Consider the following 17,533-nt stretch of genomic DNA (forward strand, 5'->3'; position numbering starts at 1 on the left):
TAATGGCTGAACTGCTGATGAAAGCAAAACTCACGTTTATGATTGTCGTAGGCGGCGTATTACAGGGACTCGGCATGTCCTTGTTTTTATTTCCCCATGATATTCCGACAGGCGGGGCAGCAGGTATTGCGGTGCTGCTGCATTATCTGTTTCAAATTCCTCATGGCTTTTCAGTGTGGGCAGTGAATGTTTCGATGCTTTTTACTGCTTTAAAATGGCTGGAGATGAGAACCTTCACCGGCACCCTCGCTTCGATTACCGTCACCTCTGTCTCGGTATTGATATTTGATGTCGTTTTTCCGGATATCACATCAAACCTGTGGCTTGATTTGGCCAGTGGCGCTGTGTTATTGGGACTCGGCATCGGACTTTTATACAAATACAAAATTTCGAACGGAGGATTCGGGGCTCTTGCTCTTATGATTTCGATCTACCGCGGCGGGAGTCCCGGAACGATCCTGCTCATCATGAATTGCATTATTTTTATGGTTACTGCGTCTATTATTGCCTGGGGCATCGTCATTCAAGCCCTGATATGCCAAGTCATATCGACAAGAGTCATCGACTTCATCTATAACATCCGTCTGACTTCACTCCCCTATCTCACGCCTATGTACCGCCATAAAAAATAATAGGCAGAGGCTCTCTTCATAGCGAGAGCCCCGCAGCCGCTGTTTTACAAATAAAAGGTATCGGATCTTAGCCCTAAGCGCAGTGTCTCTAACGCGATGGCATCATGAAAGGGGATATTGGCCAGATTCACATTCGGTCCAATCCTTTGAATAAACCCTTGCTGGAGCGTTTTGTTCGGCGCTTCAAAAATCAGCCTGGTGATATCAATATTTGAGGAAATGATGTCATCAACAATTTGAAACCGGACATCGCCGCTGCTGGAACAGATCCCTCCTGTCCCGCTTTCCCTGGCCTCCGTAATCACTTTTTCCGCGCCCGCTTCCATATCCTCAACGATATACTCAAGCCATTCCTCAGAGCTTTGCCGGCTTGATAATTCCGCATCCTTGCTGCCCACCTCGCTGAGCACAAGAAATTCATCAGAAAAATCGGCAATGTAAGCCGCTTTCTCTTTATTCGTCATCGGGAGCGTACCGTTTGAAATCTCAATATATTCACAGCCGAAGTAGGTGCAGTACCGATGAAATTCATTCACTTTTTTCTGGCTTACATATTTCTCAAACAATGTGCCGCCAAAGAAAAATTTAATGTCATGCTCTTTCAGCGAGCTGATTTTTCCCTCAAGATCTTTCGTAAGTAATGATGTGCCCCAGCCGAATTTCACAAAATCAATATAGTCGGACGCCCCGGCTATTACATCTTTGAAAAATTGCAAGGGGTAGCCGTTATCAATTAAAATGGTCTGCCCGGTTTCTCTCGGCTTGCTTGTTCTCACTGGCAATTCTAGTGAAAAATCATTCATATTATGACCCTCTCTATCGTTGGAACTTCTCTTTCTTGTTTCACTTTCATCACGAAATCGCCTGTCAGTTCTTTTGTACAGTATGATATGTCTTCCGGATCAAACAATGGCTGGCTGCGGTCAAAAAATTTCTCTGCAACAGAAGAGCGTTTTATTCTTTCAATTACCTCCGCAGCCGTAACCGCATTTGTCCCTTCAATGATGCCTTTGATATACTCCGCACACGCCATGTCGTCATCACCTGACGGGTGGGAAGCCACAATGTTCATGACACAATCCGTTACGGCGAGTGTTTTCACATGCTCTGCCGTTGTTTTGGCGTTAGAAAATCCAGTTACAAACAGGTGCTTAGCCTTCAGCGCCCCTAACGCCGCTGTGACGCCGTTTGTTGTTTTCTGGATCAAGCGCTTATCCGCCATATCCTGCATCGCCATGCGTTTTGGAGAATTATCTAAATCAAATCCGCTGATACCGACCCCCTTTTCCTCTCCCGTCAACACGTAATCCGGATAAGTGTCTTTCAGCGCAAAGGCTTCCTCTGCTGTTCCGACCAATAAAATCTCTTTCGCTCCGCCGATAAACGCATAATGGGCGACCGTAAAGGCTCTGATGACATCAATGACGATGTTAATATCCGCCGGGGCAAGCGAATGATGATGCCCCTGATAAATGGTAACCGGCATAATACCTCTCCTTGGGCATAAAACCATTTTGCTTAAAAGCATATTCAGCCGGCCTCTTAATGGTTCCGTTCCCCATTTTAGGCGCTGCCGCACCTAAAAACCCTGAACCTTTATGCAAAAAATGAATAGTCTGCCTATAACTCGATCAATAGATAGAAACAGACAGATGCAAACGGGGGGAAAACGTTGAACAAACAAATCATCACATATGACACATGGAACGACACGCTGTCCAAACAGATAACGGATCAATTGATCGATGAGCTCGATGTGTTGAAATGGGCTTACCGAATATACGGGGAAAAGATTGTGTACGCGTGCAGCTTTGGCGCAGAAGGGATGGTGCTTCTTGACCTCATATCAAAAATCAACAACAACGCGCACATCATCTTTTTGGATACAGGGCTGCATTTTCAGGAAACATATGAGCTGATCGAGACCGTCAAAGAGCGATATCCGGGATTGACAATCCAGCTGCTCGAACCCGAGCTGAGCTTAAAAGAACAGGAGACGCAATACGGCGGAGAGTTGTGGAAGCATAACCCGAATCTATGCTGCCAATTACGGAAAATCGAGCCGCTTAAAAAACACCTGTCCGGCATGATAGCTTGGATTTCAGGACTGCGCCGGGAGCAGTCGCCTACGAGAAAGCATATTCAATACGTGAATCTGGATCAGAAGTTTAAGCTCATTAAAATTTGCCCGCTCATCCACTGGACATGGGATGACGTTTGGACGTACATCCGCCTACACAATTTGCCTTATAACAAACTGCACGATCAACATTACCCGAGCATAGGCTGTGAAATGTGTACATTGCCTTCCTCGGACCCGAACGATGAGAGGGCTGGAAGATGGGCCGGACGGGAGAAAACAGAATGCGGCCTGCATCAAGAATAATGTCCGGCATGCTCATGCAATGGGAATGAAATGATGTTGAGGCGCTGCTTTGAAGTTTTCAACCAGCGCAGAAAAGAAAAACAAAGGAAACGTAAAAATGGAGGTTGAACACGTTGAATGGAAGCGAGCCCCATGGAGGGGTGTTAATCAACCGCTGCGATCCCGCATGCCATTTTGAAGGGTGCACGTGCGAAGCGGAGCTGGATCAGCTTGCACTGAGCGACCTGGAGCTTATCGCGATCGGCGGCTACAGCCCGTTAACTGGTTTTTTGGGAGAAAAAGATTATCATACTGTTGTGAAAGAGATGAGGCTGGCAAACGGCTTGCCTTGGAGCCTGCCGATCACGCTGCCTGTCGGAGAAGAAACAGCAAACAAACTGTCTGCCGGAGATCGCGTCAAGCTTGTGAAAGACGGCATCACCTACGGCATGATCACAGTTACTGATATATACCAGCCTGATAAAACACAAGAAGCACTGTCTGTTTTTAAAACAAACGACCCTGCCCACCCAGGCGTGAAAAAAATGCTGGCACGTCCGGATTACTATATCGGAGGGCCTATCACGGTCAGCCGCCTTCCCGACAAATCCTTCGAACAGTTTTACGCAGCGCCCGCAGAAACAAGAGCAGCCTTTAAAAAGCTCGGCTGGAAAACAATTGTCGGTTTTCAAACCAGGAACCCTGTTCACAGAGCACATGAATATATTCAAAAAACAGCGTTAGAAACGGTCGACGGTCTGCTGCTTCACCCGCTTGTCGGAGAAACGAAGTCCGACGATATCCCGAGTGATATCAGAATGGAGAGCTACCAGGTTTTGCTTGAACACTATTATCCAAAGGATCGTGTCATGTTGTCGGTCTTCCCTGCCGCCATGCGGTATGCAGGTCCGCGGGAAGCGATTTTCCATGCGCTCGTCCGCAAAAATTACGGCTGCACCCATTTTATTGTAGGCCGTGATCACGCGGGGGTCGGCAGCTATTACGGAACGTACGACGCGCAAAATATTTTTCAATCATTCACAGAGGAGGAACTGGGCATCAAACCGCTGTTTTTCGAGCACAGCTTTTACTGCCGGAAATGCGGAAACATGGGCACCTCGAAAACATGTCCGCACAGCCAAAGAGACCACATCCACTTATCCGGCACAAAGGTGAGAGAGCTTCTCCGCCAAGGCAAAAAACCGCCTAAAGAATTCAGCCGGCCTGAGGTCGCAAACGTTCTGATCAAAGGTCTTCAGCAACAGCCCGTTGCCATCCAGCATAACAGCGGGGGATTGGGATGACACACAACCCAAACATCATTTGGCACCCCACTGCAATCACAAAGTCTGACAGACAGTCGTTAAACGGACACAAAAGCTGCGCCCTCTGGTTTACCGGGCTGTCCGGCTCAGGAAAATCGGTGCTGGCCAATGCCGTTGACGAAAAGCTTTACCGCATGGGGATTCAGAGTTATGTGCTCGACGGCGATAATATCCGTCACGGCTTAAACAAAGATCTTGGTTTTCAGACTGAAGACAGGATTGAAAACATCCGCCGAATCGGAGAAGTGGCGAAGCTGTTTGTCGACAGCGGGCAAATGATTTTAACGGCTTTTATTTCTCCATTCAGAGAGGACCGGGATATGGTCAGAGCGCTCTTTCCTGAAGGGGAATTCTTCGAAATTTATGTGAAGTGTCCGCTGCATGTCTGTGAACAGCGCGATCCGAAAGGACTTTATAAAAAAGCGCGAAACGGAGAAATCAAACATTTCACCGGGATCGATTCTCCGTATGAAGCGCCGCGTTCACCTGATTTCATCATTGAATCAGACCAGATATCTATTTCCGACGGGGCTGATTTGATCATTACAGAACTGCAAAGCAAAGGAATCATATAAAAAACCCGATCAATATCGGGTTTTTTTTTATAATTTGGCAAACTGCGCAATCAAACTGTTGATCTTCTCTTTTTCTTCATAAAAGGCTCCGTGCCCGCTATTTACAAACGGAACCAATTCCGACTGTTTGATGCCGCGCTTCAATTCTTTCGCAAAATCAAACGGCGCAATTTTATCCTTTCTCCCGTGCAGGATCAGCGCCGGAACCTTGATTAAGGCAAGATCCTTTCTGAGATCCTCGTCTCTTAATGCAAAGCCTGAGTGGATCGTCCCGTAGGAGGAAGCCTCCAGCATCAGATTGAGAAACCACTGCCTGAACTCTGGAGACACTTTTTTCTCAAAAAACTGTTTTCCTAAATCAGCCAGTGTTTTTGGCCGATCCGTTTCGAATTGTTCAATCATATCGTCAATATCCTGCTTCCTCATCCCGTACGGATAACCCGGGCGTTTTGTGAATGCGGGTGCCGCTGCAGACAATAAAATCAGCTTACCAATATCTGCTCCGTCATGCCTTGCCAAATAACGGATGGCAATTGCGCCGCCCATCGAAAAACCGGCAAGAACCGCGTTCTCAAGCTGCAGCGTATAAATGACTGCCTTCACATCATCGGCCATTGTATCATAATCGTACCCTTCCCACGGGCGGTCAGATTGCCCATATCCCCGTAAATCAATGCCGATAAAACGAAATCCTCTTTTCGGAAGCTCATTCATTTGATATTCAAACATCTTATGATTCAACGGCCACCCGTGCAAAAAGATGATCGGCCTACCATGCCCGATATCCTCTACAAACAGTGTCACATGCTCCTCGGTTTTGACGTAATGCCCCATTCCGCATTCCTCCTGTTCCCTTTTCTTTCCCGGCCTGTAAACGCCTTGACGCACAGGAAGCTTTCCATTTATGCTTACAAAACGAGCGGGCTGCTGTACCAAGAAAAGGCTCTTCACGATTTACTATATGTATCAACTTCCATAACGATCTATTAAATTGATCCCGGAGGCCTCTGGTTTTTCGGGCAGCAAAGGATGTCATCTCATGAATAAAGTAGTGATTCAAAAACCGCACATACCGGAAAACCTGCAAACCGCAGATTTTCATGAAACCGTGACACAGGATGACGTGGTCAGCATGCATTTGTTTGCAGATTGTACAATCTGCGGCGAAGATATAGAAAGACTTTGTGTAGAAAAAACGCTATTCAGAAATGTCGTGTTTATCGATGTGTCTTTCCGGCATATTGAACTGACCGATGTGATCTTTGAAAAATGTGATTTGTCAAACGCCGATTTCAGCGGGGCTGTCATTCACAGAACTTCCGTTAAGCAATCAAAAATGGTTGGAATGAATGTGGCAGAATCAACACTTCGGAATGTCTCATTCGAGGAGTGCCACGGACATTTCAGTTCATTTTCGTACTCAAATATGAAACAAGTTCATTTTGATCACTGTGCTCTTATGCAAAGTGAGTGCAGCAATATGGCGCTTCAGCAGACACACTTTGACGGGTGCGAACTGGAAGGCGCTAGCTTTACCGGAACGTCCCTTCAAAACATGGACATCAGCACCTGCCGTTTTGAACAGCTTCATGTCTCCCTCGACAAATTGAAAGGCTGCAAAATCGCGCCTGAGCATGCGATTGCTTTCGCCAGAGCGCTGGGAGCTGTCATTGTGTAACAAACGTTAGGACATCAGGCGGCGGGCTGTATCGGCTGCCGCTTTAATGCCTGTTTCCAAATCCGCAAGAGATGCATAGGAATATGACAGCCTGATGCTGTTTCGGTCTTCGCCGTCATAAATGGAACCGGGATTCACCAGCACCTGCTGTTTCAGCAATTCATGAAAAAAACGGCTGATAGGCAAGGCTTTGTGAAATGTCACCCAAATATAAAAGCCGCCGGCAGGAATCCGCCACGTCGCGATGTCTCCGGCATACCGCTTAAGAAAATGAACTGCCGCGTCTCTTCTTTGTTTTAGTGCCCTTCGTATCCATGTCAGATGCTCTTCATAATACCCCTGTGACAGCCATTCGGCAGCCGCCCACTGGGACAGGCCGCTCGATCCGTAGTCTGTCTGCATTTTAATGTCCGCCAGCCTTTCAATGACCGGCTCCGGTCCGGCAAGCCAGCCGATTCGAAGACCGGGGCTAACCGTTTTTGAAAAAGTGCCCAGATACAGAATATTGCCCTCATGGTCCATTGCTTTTAAAGGCTGCGGCGGTTTTTCTTCAAACCATAAATCACCGTACGCATCATCCTCAATGATTGGCAGCTGCTCTTTTTTTGACAGGCCGATGATCTTTTTCCTTCGCTGCTTTGACATGACAGTGCCTGTCGGATTATGAAACGACGGAATGGTGTAAAGCAGCTGTCCTCCGTATTGTTTTCGATAAGAAGAAACAAGCCCCGCCTTGATTCCTTCTTCATCCATCGGCAAGCCGCGAAGCCGCATCCCCGCTGATTGAAACACATGCAAAGATTGAAGGTAGGAGGGCTTTTCCGTCAAAATAACAGAACCTCGTTTTAAAAGCCCGATCGAGATGAGCTGAAGTGCCTGAAGTGCGCCAGACACAATTAAAATCGATGACGGAGATACATGGATCTGCTTGCCTTTTAAATGGTCCGCCACCGCCTCCCGCAGCTTAGGATTTCCTTTCGGCTGCTCGTATCCTAAAGACAGGGCGTGCGGATTGATCTGCTGAAACATCCGGCGCATTGTGTCAACTGGGAGCAGATCCGGTGAAAGTTCTCCTGTGCCTAATCTGATGATATCCGCTCTTGGTTCGTTTTGATTAATATCCTGAATGATAGAAGAATTAGGGTGATGAATGCCTGAACGGACATAATCGCTCCAATCGAGCGGAGGCTCAGCCGCCAGCACGCTCCACGTACTGTTTGCAACCTTCGTGCCGCCTCCTCTTCTCCCCTCTAACAGGCCTTGAGACGTGAGTTCATCAATGGCTGCTGTCACGGTGCTGCGGTTGACTTGAAACATGTCGGCCAGCGTTCTCTGTGAAGGGATTTTCGTCCCCACAGCCCACTCTCCGTGAAGAATTTTGTCCTTCATGTATTGTTCAATCTGCCGATGCAGCGGAATATCCGAATCTCGGCTTGGCTGCCATTGCGACATAGTCGTGCCCCCTTTTTTCACATTATACATTTGGCTGGTTCTAAACCCAACCAAATGGCCGGAGACATGATAGAAAATCTCTCTTATGATTAAAAAAACAGATGTGAAGGGAGTTTTTTCAGCATGAATGCAATCATTCACGGAGTTGTGCTTGCTTTTGGCTTAATTTTGCCGCTGGGAGCGCAGAATGTGTTTATTTTTCAGCAAGGAGCGTGGCAAAGGCATATTTGGCGGGCACTCCCAGCCATCATCAGCGCTTCTGTCTGCGATACTCTGTTAATTGTTTTAGCTGTTGCAGGCGTATCTGTCATCGTGCAGCAGCTGCCTGTGTTTGAGACAGTCATGATGGCCGGCGGATTTTTGTTTCTCCTCTATATGGGCTGGGTGACTTGGAACAGCCGTCCGAAAGCAAATCAAAATGAGAAAAATACGTTCACAGCTAAAAAGCAAGCTGCGTTTGCGGCCGCCGTTTCTCTTTTAAACCCACACGCTATTCTCGACACGATCGGCGTCATCGGCACGAGCTCCCTCCAATATTCTGGGCTTGAGAAATGGCTCTTTATGGCTGCCTGCATCGCTGTTTCTTGGATTTGGTTTATCAGTCTTGCGATAGCGGGCCGGCTGTTTCAGACGATAGATACGAGCGGCAGGCTTATGCTGATCGTAAACAAATGCTCTGCAGTTGTGATGTGGGCAGCAGCAGGGTATTTCGGGATATCGCTTTTCAGCAATTGAAGGAATAACGAATGAAACAGCGAATGTCTTAGAAAAGGAGGCAATGCTGATGACTGATGCAAAACAGTTTTATGACTACCATTCCTGGGCGAACAAGCGAATATGTAACCATATCGAAAACCTGCCCGAGGAAACTGCTTATCAAGAAGTAAAGAGCGTATTTCCTTCTATCAGCGACGTGCTGCTTCATATGTGCAGGGCTGACTACATTTGGCTGAACGTTCTTTCGGGAGTGGCCTACCAAGAGATTATAGTCGGCGCAGGCAAATTTGAGTCCGTGCATGGTAATATGGAAGCGATAAAACAGCACTCTTCCGAGTTGGAGTCACAGTATCATGAATTCTTCAGCCGCCAGACGGACTTAGAACAGACCGTATCAATGCAGCATCCGAAACTCGGGACACTGGAAACAACTTATGCAGACATCATCCTGCATGTCGTCAATCACGGCACTTATCACAGAGGGAACGTGACCGCAATGCTGAGGCAGCTTGGCCATACAGGTGTACCTACTGATTATGTGTACTATTTATATGAAAAGAGAGAAAGCAAGGGCTGAACTGTCCTTGCTTTTTTGATAGGAACGAGTTGCGGGAGTGCGGAAGCCGCAGGCGTATCATGATAACGTTTACAAACTAGTGTGCGCACCCTTCACATCCAGCTGTACGGGCCTGCCGCTTCGATACGAATTGGTCGCGGCGATGCCAACTTCTAAATTGATCGTCGCATCGATATCTGTCACGATCGGTGTTGTTCCATTCCGGACACACTCAACAAAATGCTGCAGCTCTAAGCAGTAGGCTTCATGAAAACGAGTTTGAAAGTCTGGGATAATATCATAGCTGCTCCCTTTCGCTGTCAGGATGGTCACATGTTGATTTCTCAAAGTCCCTATGAAAATACTGCCCTCAGTCCCGATAACTTCCGCCCGGATGTCATGTCCGTATGGAGAGGTTCTGCTTGCCTCGACATCCCCCGCTGCGCCGGAGTCAAATTCTAAATACGTCAGCGCCTGATCCACATCGCCATACTGCTCCATAAACGGGTTGTTCAGGATCCTGCCGTGTCCCGAAACAGAAGTAATCTCCGCTCCTAGCAAATAACGGGCCATATCATAGTCATGGATAGAGCAGTCAATAAAAATCCCTCCGCTGTGTTTGATAAACTCTGCGGGAGGCGCTCCCTGGTCGCGCGTAAAGCCTTTATAGTAGATGGGTTTGCCGATTTCCCCAGCGTCGATCCGCCGTTTGGCATCTGCGTATGCGGGATCGAATCGTCTCATAAAGCCGACTTGGCAAATGACTCCCGTCTCTTTCACTTTTTCAGAAACTGCCTTTGATTCCTCAAGGCTTAATGTCAGCGGTTTTTCAACGAAGATCTGCTTGCCGTTCTCCGCTGCTTTGATGATCATATCACCATGTGTGCTTGTCGGCGTTACGATAATGACAGCGTCAATGCTGGGATCTTCTAACATCTCATACGGGTCCTCTGACCATTTTTCGATACCGAATTCTCTGGCAACCTGCTCCGCTCTCCCTTTCAACGGATCACCGACACTGACCAGTTTTGCCCCCGGAACACTGGAGACGAGATTTTTCGCATGATAATAACCGAGCCTTCCTAATCCTAATACTGCGCACCTTACTTGATGTTTCACGTCCCATCCTCTCCTTTATGTCATTTTAGGATCGCCTCGAGAAAGCGCTTTCTCCTAACCAGCTAAAAAAACAGCGGTTCAATCCGCTTTAACATATTGCGCAAGCGCTTTCTCAAAAGATGGTTTCATTTTACACTGCCTGTTGTTTACACGCAATATGTTTTTTAGCTTCAACTGTCAAAATGAAAAGAGCCCGCTTATTAGCGGGCTCTTGGTTTGAGGGGTGATGTAGAATGTCTGACCACGAGCTCAGGCGGCAGCACGATTTTTTGTTTCGTCTTTCGTTTTCCTTCGATTGCTTCTGCCAGCAGTTCGATGACACTCCGCCCCATATCTTTAATCGGCTGGCCCACGGTGGTCAGGGGCGGGGCAGCCATTTCTGCAAGTATCGTGTTATCAAAACCGATGATGGAAAGGTCATCCGGCACTTTTATGCCTCTCATTCTCGCAGCTTGTATAGCGGCGCAGGCCAATACGTCGTTGAAGGCAAAAATAGCCGTTGGAGCGTTCCTGTCCAACAATTTTCCCGCTTCTTCCTTACCGCTTTCCAAAGAAAATCGCGTCGGAACGATAAGCGATTCATCGACAGGCACGCCCGCTTCCTCCATCGCCTGACGGAAGCCTTTGATTCTGTTTTTTTCACCCGTCGTTGACCCGTCTCCCACAATGCAAGCGATGTTCGTATGGCCGAGTGACAGAAGATGCTTGGCAGCCTCGTACCCGCCACGAACGTCATCCACCACGATAATATCCATCGGAAGCAGCGGCTTATCCTGAGAAATCATGGCGAGCGGAATTTGTTCGCTGGCGATTTCCTCCAAAGCAGACATGCTGTCATGATTCTCAATCCCAGTCGCAAAAATAATCCCGTCCACTTTTTTCTGCTTCAGCACCGAAAAATATTTTGTTTCTTTTTTCGGATTGTAATCAGTACTGCAAATCATCATTTGAAAACCGAGCTCATCCGCCCTTTCCTCAATGCTTTTGGCAAGTTCGCCGTAAAACGGATTTGAAATATCAGGCGCCACAAGTGCAATCATATTCGTTCGTTTTCCTGTTAACGCCGCGGCGTGGACATTGGGCGTGTACGCCATTTCCTTCATGACATTCATCACCTTCTGCCGCGTTTTCTCGCTGATTCTGCCCGTCTTGTTAATCACACGCGACACAGTTGTGATCGAGACTCCCGCCGCCCTTGCCACATCGTAAATTGTTGTTTTCATGTTCATCCCTCGTCTGGTTATTGAACTTTCCGGCTGACAATTTTCCGGTATTCAATTGGTGAAATGCCTTCTATCTGCTTAAAGAGTTTTGAAAAGTATGTCGGGTCTTCCATTCCGACCGTTTCCGCAATGACGCCCATTTTATCATTTGTAGAGGATAAAAGGCGCTTTGCTTCCGTCATTCTCACCCGGTTCGTGTATTGTGCCGGCGTAACGCCTAGCACCTGCTGCATGCAGCGGCTCACATAATCCTGATGATAGTGAAGGGCGAGCGAGAGATCCTTGATTGTCGTCTTTTCCTTATAATGTTCCTGTAAGTACCGGGCCGCCTCCCAGGCAACCCGCTCTTTCGCAGACGGAATTTGAAACGCCTCTTTTTGAAGATGCAACATCAACTCCTCAAATAAAATTTGCTTTCTAAGCGGCAAATCGGAGTTTTCCGCGGAGTAATCGATCAGCCTTTCAAACTGCTGCGCCATAAACTGCGGACGCTGCACCTTTCCTTTTCTCGGCAAAGCCAGTCCGTAGCGGGCCGGCTCCTCGAAACTTCCTTTTTCCTGCTGAAGCTCAGACCAATTGCTGCCTCCTTTTGCCGTAAATTCATATTGATGTTCATCGAAGTGAAGCCAGTAATAGGAGGTTGCTTCATCACTGCCCTTCGTCCCGTAATGTTCAAGACCGGGGGAAAGCAAGATGTACTCGCCGCCTTCAACAGAGAATGATGTTTCATTTTCCGTTATATATAACGTTCCCTGTTTGACGTATATCAGATCAAACACGGAGAATACACGTTTCACATGGGTTTCTCCCCTTTTAAAAATCCCTTCTCCAGCTGCGATAAATACCGGAAAAGGCGGTACTGTAAACAGGATGCGGGGCATTTTGATCATCCTCCTTTTTAAGTCGGATTTTTGCAAGAAGTATCGTTTCTCTCCCTTTTTATTATAAGGAAATGGAGGTACACTTTAAAACGTTGATTTTATTTACGAAAGGGGTTAGACACAATGAAACAAGCTGTCTTCAAATCAACTGCTTTGAAAAAACCCGCTGCTGACAAAACGTTCTCATTATTTTCGCTTACTTGGCCGATCTTTATTGAGGTCTCATTATATATGTTTATGGGTAATGCCGATACACTGATGCTCAGCCAATACTCAGATAACAGCGTGGCAGCAGTCGGCGTCAGCAACCAGATTTTGAATTTAATTATCGTGATGTTCAGCTTTATCGCCACAGGAACGACCGTTATCATTTCACAATTTTTAGGGTCACGGCAAAAGAAAGAAGCCATGGAAGTCGCTTATGTGTCAATCGGCGCCAACTTCTTTATCAGCCTTGCCATCAGCGCCATCGTCTTTTTCGCGGCTGTCCCTCTGCTTCATATGATGGGATTAACAAGTGACCTGATGCCTGATGCAAAAGTCTTTTTACAAGTTGTCGGAGGTCTGTCCTTTATTCAGGCTTTAATCATGACATTCAGCGCGATCTTAAAAAGCTACGGCTACACAAAGGATACAATGTTTGTCACAATCGGCATGAACGTATTAAACATTGCCGGAAACTTTGTTGTGATTTTCGGTCTGTTCGGTTTTCCTGTTCTCGGCGTTGCCGGTGTGGCCATGTCTACATCTATCGCCCGTGTCATCGGATTAATCGCGATGATTGTCATTGTCAACAAACGCATCCAGCTGAAAATGTCGCTGAAAAAAGTCTTTCATATGCATAAAGAGCATTTGCGCAAGCTGCTGAAAATCGGCATCCCTTCTGCGGGAGAACAGCTTTCATACAACCTGTCGCAAATGATTGTCACGTATTTTATCGCCATCATGGGCGCGCAGGCTTTGACAACAAAAGTGTATACGCAAAATATTACGATGTTTATTTTGCTGTTCGGCACTGCGATCAGCCAGGGCACGCAAATTTTAATCGGACGCTATATCGGCGGCAAACAGTTTGATGCCGCGTATGAGCGCTGCATGAAGAGCCTATATTGGGCACTCGGAATTGCTGCGGCTACATCGGTTTTGATGACCATTTTTTCAAAAGACCTGATCGGCATCTTTACACAAAGCCCTGACATTATTGCGACTGCGAGCCTTTTGATTGCCATGACGATTATCCTTGAACCGGGCCGCTCGTTTAATGTCATTATCATTAACTCCCTGCGTGCCGCGGGGGATGCAAAATTCCCGGTTTACATGGCAATGATTTCAATGTGGGGCATCGGTCTCCCGCTTGCTTATCTATTCGGCATCCACCTCGGTTTCGGTCTTGCCGGCATTTGGATTTCCTTTATCGCGGACGAATGGGTCCGGGGAATCTTAATGTATAGAAGATGGCGCTCACGCATCTGGATTCAAAAAGGTATGGCGTAACACCTGGCACAAACAAGGCCGGGTGTTTTTTAGATGTCAGACAGAATCTGCTTCACTTCGTTCTCTGTGAGACCGTATTGATGTTGAAATACATCGTGCTGCTTCGCCCGGATTTTTTCTAAAACAGCCCGGTACAAATGAAGAGCGGCTTTCACCGTTTTTTGAGAATACTGCGGAAATAGCGGCAAGGCATCCTGACTCTCCTCAAGGTAGGCTTCCGCTTCAAAAGCGATATACTCCCACGTCATTGTGAATGCCTTATTCACGACACCCTTCTGAAGGTCGTCCTCTGTATATCCAAATTGCTGCATCACCTGCCGGGGGATGCGGCTTTTTTGCTGTTGGCCAGTGCCGATATCTCTCAAAAGCCGAATCAGCTGAATCGCTAAACCGAGAGAACCGGCTGCATGTGTAAGCTGTTCTCGATGCCGGCGCGCCATGACCGGGAGCAGCATCAATCCGGCCGCACCTCCCGTTTGGTATGCGTGCATAAGCAGTTCATCAAGGCTTTCGTACGGTGTATCTTCCGCTTTCTGTGCGGCAATGAACTCACGGAATGGCTCGCTGTCCAATGTAAAGGTCTGATACGCATGGCTGAAAGCCTTCCATAAAAAATGATTCCCGTTATATGTCCCGGAAAAAACATGTTCCGCCTCAGCTTCAATGGCAGATAACGCGTGCTCATCCGCATTGGCTGCCGTATGGCAAAATGCCATGACCGCCCAAGCAGCCTGTCTTTGCTTCAGCGGAAGAAACGAGAATGCTTTGTAACAGGCTGGTTCACGGGCGCTGACGATCTGCCCGCACTGCTGATAGGCTTCTTTTATCTCTTTCATTTCTTTTCACTCCTATGTATCACTGCTTCTTCAAGTCTATTATGTTTTTTCCCAATTGTATATGAAGAAAAAGCCGATTCCCCTACACAGAATCGGCTTTTTCTTTAACCCTCATCAATATCAATGCGGTACGCTTCAAACCATGTATGAATTTGGGCAAGGTGGGCGATCAGCTGAGGCCCCTTCATGAGCTGCCCGAACCACGGAACCTGAAAGGAAGAGCCTTCTGTCTCTAAAAGCTGATCCAATTGTTTTCTGTCCAGCAGAGTATGAAGCACCGAGTCCTTTTGGCTTCTGATCGTTTTCAGCCATTCGCTGACGCCTTTTGTATATTCCGGATGGTGTGTTTTCGGATACGGGCTTTTTTTGCGATACAGAATGTCATCAGGCAAAATGCCCTCGAGCGCTTTACGCAAAATGCCTTTTTCCCGGTTGTCATGCATTTTCATTTCCCATGGGATATTCCAAACATATTCCACGAGCCGGTGATCGGCGAACGGCACCCGCACTTCAAGGCTCGCACCCATGCTCATGCGATCCTTCCGATCCAAAAGGTTCGTCATAAACCAAAGCATATTTAAATAGAACAGCTGTCTTCTTGCTTTGTCCACACCCGTTTCTCCGTCTAATAATGGCGTTTCCGCCAAGGTTTCTTCGTATTTGGCATTTACGTATTCTTTGAGATTCAATTTTTTCTGCCATGAATCAGAAAGCAGCTTGATCCGCTCTTCTGTCGACCTCATCCATGGGAAGCCCGACTCAACGTCTGCCATATGGAACCACGGGTACCCGCCGAAAATCTCATCCGCGCACTCTCCCGACAGGCTGACGACAAAGTCCTTTTTGATTTCCCGGCAAAACCACAGCAGAGACGAGTCGACATCAGCCATTCCCGGCAAGTCTTTGACCAGCACGGCTTCCTCCAAATGATCGACGAGATTCTTTTGGCTGATGACGCATTTGTGATGTGTTGTGCCGAAGGCCTCTGTCATTTTTTCAATCCAAGGCCCGTCGTCATTCGGCTGAAAAGCGCTCGCTTGAAAAAATTTATCGTTCTCTTCGTAATCAATCGAATAAGTATGAAGTGGTGCTTTTCCTCCCTTTTCAAAATGGCCTGCTGCAATCGCTGTAATGGCGCTTGAGTCCAGTCCGCCTGATAGGAACGTACAAACCGGCACATCCGACACAAGCTGTCGCGTCACCGCATCCTGAAACAACAATCTGACATTGGCAACCGTGTCATCAAAACTGTCCGTATGTTTTTCGCTTTCAACATTCCAATAACGCCAAATATTCAGCCCGTTTTTAGAAAACGTCAGCGCGTGAGCCGGCCGGACTTCTTTTATGCCTTTAAATACGCCAGTTCCCGGGGTTCTGGACGGTCCAAGCCCGAAAATTTCAGAAAGTCCTGTTCTGTCCACTTGCGCTTTTATATCAGGGTGTGCGAGGATCGCTTTTATTTCGGACCCGAAGAGAAAAGAAGATCCTTGCTTTGTGTAAAAAAACGGCTTCACACCGAGACGGTCTCTCGCTGCATACAGCAGATCGCGCTTTTCATCCCACACAGCAAAAGCGAATATGCCATTGAGATGGTCTACACAGTCTTCCTGCCATTCAATGTAGCTGTGCAGCAGCACCTCGGTATCTGACGTCCGCTCGAACTGATGGCCCCGCGCCCGCAATTCTTTGCGCAGATCCTCCGTGTTATACAGCTCACCATTGTAAATAATGGTGTACGTATCCCCTTTATAAGTGCATGCCATCGGCTGGCGTCCGCCTTCAATATCCACAACCGCAAGCCTTTTATGTCCGAATAAAACATGGTGCTCTCCCCAAACGTTAGAATCATCAGGCCCCCGTTTGGAAAGAGTGTCTGTCATTCTGTTGATCGTTTGTTTTTCCTGGACGAGCTGCTTTTTAAAATCGACCCAACCCGTAATTCCACACATGTGATATCAGCTCCAATCCCGTTTCTTTCGTAACAATTTCGTTTCTTTCAGCACCTTAGTAAGTTTATGCATCTATAGGCAGATAGTTGATTTGTCCACAAAAGAGTTGTATGGGACAGGCTTGAATTGGAAAGAAAGGAGAGGAAAGAAGAAAAAGGAGACAGCATGCATGAAACGGAAACAATTATTATATAAAGAGGAAAGAAAATGGGAATACGGCACCATCCTTATCGAAGATGGCATCTGTTTAATCGAAAACGGGGAAGGCGATATACTGCTGGCAGACAGTCTTCATCACAGCCCAATTTGGATCCATCATAAAGGAAAATGGGAGCAGGCCGGCTTCCAGGATAAATTGATTCTGGCATGCGGTGAAGAAAACATCTCCCTTTCAGGCGGAGAACGCATCCGCTATGAAAAATCAGTCAAGCGGCCGCTTATGGCGCTTTTGGATTCGCTTGATGACGAAACCTTTCTCGCATTTTTACAGCACTTGCACAGCTTTGGCTTATCGGTATTCGATTGCGTCTTTTCTTATAATAAAGGAGTCTTTTCGAATTCATCGGAGGAGCAGGGTGTTTCTTTCTATCACTTTTCAAACGACACCGCCCAATGCGCGATGCAGCATCACTACAGCAGCGAAGGGACAGGAGACCGGTTCGAATGGACGGCTTCAAATGGAAAGCGATCCATTATGTATTCAGCAGTCCAGCGGGGGCGCAAATAAAAAA

Annotated in this window: 16 protein-coding genes and 2 pseudogenes; 9 read left to right on the forward strand and 9 right to left on the reverse strand. The window is 47.3% G+C overall.

Translation table 11 applies throughout. From position 1 onward, the window contains the following. Positions 1 to 2 precede the first annotated feature (2 nt). The gene (locus RAC86_RS02630; RefSeq protein WP_041521155.1) at positions 3 to 632 is read left to right on the forward strand and encodes a YitT family protein; all 630 of its coding nucleotides are present in this window, start codon (positions 3 to 5) and stop codon (positions 630 to 632) included. Between the two features lie 44 nt (positions 633 to 676). On the opposite strand, the gene RAC86_RS02635 is transcribed toward RAC86_RS02630, so the two are convergent. Beyond that, positions 677 to 1,435: a phosphosulfolactate synthase gene (locus tag RAC86_RS02635; protein ID WP_072566076.1), complete on the reverse strand. Its 759-nt coding sequence runs from the start codon at positions 1,433 to 1,435 to the stop codon at positions 677 to 679. Then, entirely contained in the window at positions 1,432 to 2,118 is a 687-nt protein-coding gene (locus RAC86_RS02640) for a 2-phosphosulfolactate phosphatase (protein ID WP_072566075.1), read from the reverse strand. Before RAC86_RS02640 ends, RAC86_RS02635 begins: the two co-directional genes overlap by 4 nt. Before the next feature lie 186 nt (positions 2,119 to 2,304). Here RAC86_RS02640 and RAC86_RS02645 point away from each other — a divergent pair, with 186 nt between their 5' ends. The 3 genes from RAC86_RS02645 (at position 2,305) to cysC (ending at position 4,897) form a co-directional block, all read left to right on the forward strand. Further along, the gene (locus RAC86_RS02645; RefSeq protein WP_080490483.1) at positions 2,305 to 3,018 is read left to right on the forward strand and encodes a phosphoadenylyl-sulfate reductase; all 714 of its coding nucleotides are present in this window, start codon (positions 2,305 to 2,307) and stop codon (positions 3,016 to 3,018) included. Between the two features lie 113 nt (positions 3,019 to 3,131). Beyond that, a complete protein-coding gene (gene sat / locus RAC86_RS02650) occupies positions 3,132 to 4,301 on the forward strand; it encodes a sulfate adenylyltransferase (protein WP_014113330.1) in 1,170 nt (389 codons plus the stop codon). Continuing rightward, positions 4,298 to 4,897 (forward strand): adenylyl-sulfate kinase, encoded by a 600-nt coding sequence (gene cysC, locus RAC86_RS02655; protein WP_072566074.1) that lies wholly within the window; start codon positions 4,298 to 4,300, stop codon positions 4,895 to 4,897. The genes sat and cysC overlap by 4 nt, the downstream gene beginning before the upstream one ends. A 27-nt stretch (positions 4,898 to 4,924) precedes the next feature. On the opposite strand, the gene RAC86_RS02660 is transcribed toward cysC, so the two are convergent. Beyond that, positions 4,925 to 5,731, reverse strand: a complete 807-nt coding sequence (locus tag RAC86_RS02660) for an alpha/beta fold hydrolase (RefSeq protein WP_014113328.1) — start codon at positions 5,729 to 5,731, stop codon at positions 4,925 to 4,927. Between the two features lie 205 nt (positions 5,732 to 5,936). Between RAC86_RS02660 and RAC86_RS02665 the strand changes: the two genes are divergently transcribed. After that, positions 5,937 to 6,575, forward strand: a complete 639-nt coding sequence (locus RAC86_RS02665) for a pentapeptide repeat-containing protein (RefSeq protein WP_072566073.1) — start codon at positions 5,937 to 5,939, stop codon at positions 6,573 to 6,575. A gap of 6 nt (positions 6,576 to 6,581) precedes the next feature. Here RAC86_RS02665 and pdxR read toward each other — a convergent pair whose 3' ends face one another. Then, a complete protein-coding gene (gene pdxR, locus RAC86_RS02670; RefSeq protein ID WP_080490502.1) occupies positions 6,582 to 8,057 on the reverse strand; it encodes a MocR-like pyridoxine biosynthesis transcription factor PdxR in 1,476 nt (491 codons plus the stop codon). Between the two features lie 55 nt (positions 8,058 to 8,112). On the opposite strand from pdxR, the pseudogene RAC86_RS02675 reads away from it, so the two are divergent. Together RAC86_RS02675 and RAC86_RS02680 are read left to right on the forward strand one after the other, a co-directional pair. Next, positions 8,113 to 8,762, forward strand: a pseudogene (locus tag RAC86_RS02675) (LysE family transporter). 49 nt (positions 8,763 to 8,811) lie between these two features. Further along, the gene (locus RAC86_RS02680; RefSeq protein ID WP_072566070.1) at positions 8,812 to 9,321 is read left to right on the forward strand and encodes a DinB family protein; all 510 of its coding nucleotides are present in this window, start codon (positions 8,812 to 8,814) and stop codon (positions 9,319 to 9,321) included. A gap of 69 nt (positions 9,322 to 9,390) precedes the next feature. On the opposite strand, the gene iolX is transcribed toward RAC86_RS02680, so the two are convergent. The 3 genes from iolX to RAC86_RS02695 all read right to left on the reverse strand — a co-directional run bounded on the left by iolX (position 9,391) and on the right by RAC86_RS02695 (position 12,523). Beyond that, the gene (gene iolX / locus RAC86_RS02685; RefSeq protein WP_072566069.1) at positions 9,391 to 10,419 is read right to left on the reverse strand and encodes a scyllo-inositol 2-dehydrogenase; all 1,029 of its coding nucleotides are present in this window, start codon (positions 10,417 to 10,419) and stop codon (positions 9,391 to 9,393) included. Positions 10,420 to 10,619: 200 nt separating this feature from the next. Continuing rightward, on the reverse strand, positions 10,620 to 11,642 hold the full coding sequence (degA, locus tag RAC86_RS02690; RefSeq protein WP_061188332.1) for a transcriptional regulator DegA: 1,023 nt from the start codon (positions 11,640 to 11,642) through the stop codon (positions 10,620 to 10,622). 17 nt (positions 11,643 to 11,659) lie between these two features. Beyond that, complete coding sequence (locus RAC86_RS02695) at positions 11,660 to 12,523, reverse strand: AraC family transcriptional regulator (RefSeq protein ID WP_072566068.1); 864 nt, start codon at positions 12,521 to 12,523, stop codon at positions 11,660 to 11,662. A 123-nt stretch (positions 12,524 to 12,646) separates the two neighbouring features. Here RAC86_RS02695 and RAC86_RS02700 point away from each other — a divergent pair, with 123 nt between their 5' ends. Then, positions 12,647 to 14,017: an MATE family efflux transporter gene (locus RAC86_RS02700; RefSeq protein WP_072566067.1), complete on the forward strand. Its 1,371-nt coding sequence runs from the start codon at positions 12,647 to 12,649 to the stop codon at positions 14,015 to 14,017. Positions 14,018 to 14,046: 29 nt separating this feature from the next. On the opposite strand, the pseudogene RAC86_RS02705 reads toward RAC86_RS02700, so the two are convergent. Together RAC86_RS02705 and asnB are read right to left on the reverse strand one after the other, a co-directional pair. Then, positions 14,047 to 14,876, reverse strand: a pseudogene (locus RAC86_RS02705) (phytoene/squalene synthase family protein). An 81-nt stretch (positions 14,877 to 14,957) separates the two neighbouring features. Continuing rightward, positions 14,958 to 16,802 (reverse strand): asparagine synthase (glutamine-hydrolyzing), encoded by a 1,845-nt coding sequence (asnB, locus tag RAC86_RS02710; RefSeq protein ID WP_072566065.1) that lies wholly within the window; start codon positions 16,800 to 16,802, stop codon positions 14,958 to 14,960. Positions 16,803 to 16,971: 169 nt separating this feature from the next. Here asnB and RAC86_RS02715 point away from each other — a divergent pair, with 169 nt between their 5' ends. Then, complete coding sequence (locus tag RAC86_RS02715) at positions 16,972 to 17,529, forward strand: DUF2777 domain-containing protein (protein ID WP_014113315.1); 558 nt, start codon at positions 16,972 to 16,974, stop codon at positions 17,527 to 17,529. Positions 17,530 to 17,533: the final 4 nt, after the last annotated feature.

It is taken from the genome of Bacillus sp. LR_5, assembly GCF_042709275.1.